This is a genomic window from Sphingomonas azotifigens NBRC 15497, assembly GCF_002091475.1.
GTDB lineage: Bacteria > Pseudomonadota > Alphaproteobacteria > Sphingomonadales > Sphingomonadaceae > Sphingomonas > Sphingomonas azotifigens.
In genome coordinates this window covers 1-985 of the sequence record NZ_BCTR01000142.1, presented here as the reverse complement: position 1 = coordinate 985, position 985 = coordinate 1, and the positions used below count along the sequence as shown (strand labels likewise).

Here is a 985-nt window from a genome sequence, read left to right as displayed (position 1 = left end):
CCGCGGCGTACACCTCGCCCGGAACCCCCGGGCGAGGTGCCGCATCGCTCATGGCTAACCGCCCCGCTCTGCACGACCGAGCGCGATCAGCACGCGGGCGACGGTTTGCTCGACCTCTTCCACCGTGCAGCCATGCCGCTGGGCCGCTTCGACGTAGTCGCAATCGTCGAACCGCACCGATCCGAAGATCGCCCGGTCCCGCTCGGGAAGGGCACGAAAGGCGCGACGCATCCGCCGCAGTCGAAACCAGCGCATCATTGCCCCGCCTCGTCGTTTGAGACGAACCCAAGGAGGTGATCGGCCGCCTTGCTGGCAGCGCTCGCCGCCCGGAAGATTGCCTTTTCATCCTCGCGCAACACCGCCAGCCAGCTACCGACATAATCGGCGTGCCGCACGGTCGGCCGGATCGCCAACGACGCGCAGGTGAACGCGCTGGTCATCTCGGCGACCAGCTCTTCCCGACTATAGGCCGCGCTGCCGAATTCGCCCGACTGGTCGCGATCCAGCCGCGAACGATGCCCGGTCCAGTGCCCCAGCTCGTGCAGCACGGTGCGATACCAGTTGATGCGGTCGTAAAAGGCCAGCTGCGGGGGCACCGCGACATAGTCGCCGCCGGGGCTATAATAGGCCTCGCCGCCACCGATCCGGATATCGGCACCACATGCTTCCATCACCGCGTGCGCGGCGGGAATGCGGTCGGCCTCGGGCACCGGCGCGGCCTGCTCCACCGCCGCCAACCGCTCCGGCAGCCCCTCGCACTGGTCGACGTTGAACACGGTGAAGCGCTTGAGAAATGCCAGCTGCCGCGCCTCGCGATCCTCGTCCCGCGCTCGCTCGGCCTCGTCCTTCGGCGTGAAGCGATCCGCGTAGCAGATCGTCGTCCCCCGCTCGCCGCGCCGCACGCTGCCGCCGGCTGCCTGGGCCTGCCGAAAGGTCAGCCAGCGCTGCGAGGCATAGCGCCCCTCGATGACCGCCGCCCAGAGGA

General features: G+C 68.9%; 2 protein-coding genes. Both read right to left on the bottom strand.

The features are described from left to right. Positions 1-54 precede the first annotated feature (54 nt). Positions 55-258: a sigma factor-like helix-turn-helix DNA-binding protein gene (locus SAZ01S_RS23295; protein WP_084584702.1), complete on the bottom strand. Its 204-nt coding sequence runs from the start codon at positions 256-258 to the stop codon at positions 55-57. Further along, on the bottom strand, positions 255-985 hold a 731-nt coding region (locus SAZ01S_RS23290), incomplete at its 5' end, for an ArdC family protein (RefSeq protein ID WP_139810227.1). The genes SAZ01S_RS23295 and SAZ01S_RS23290, both read right to left, overlap by 4 nt.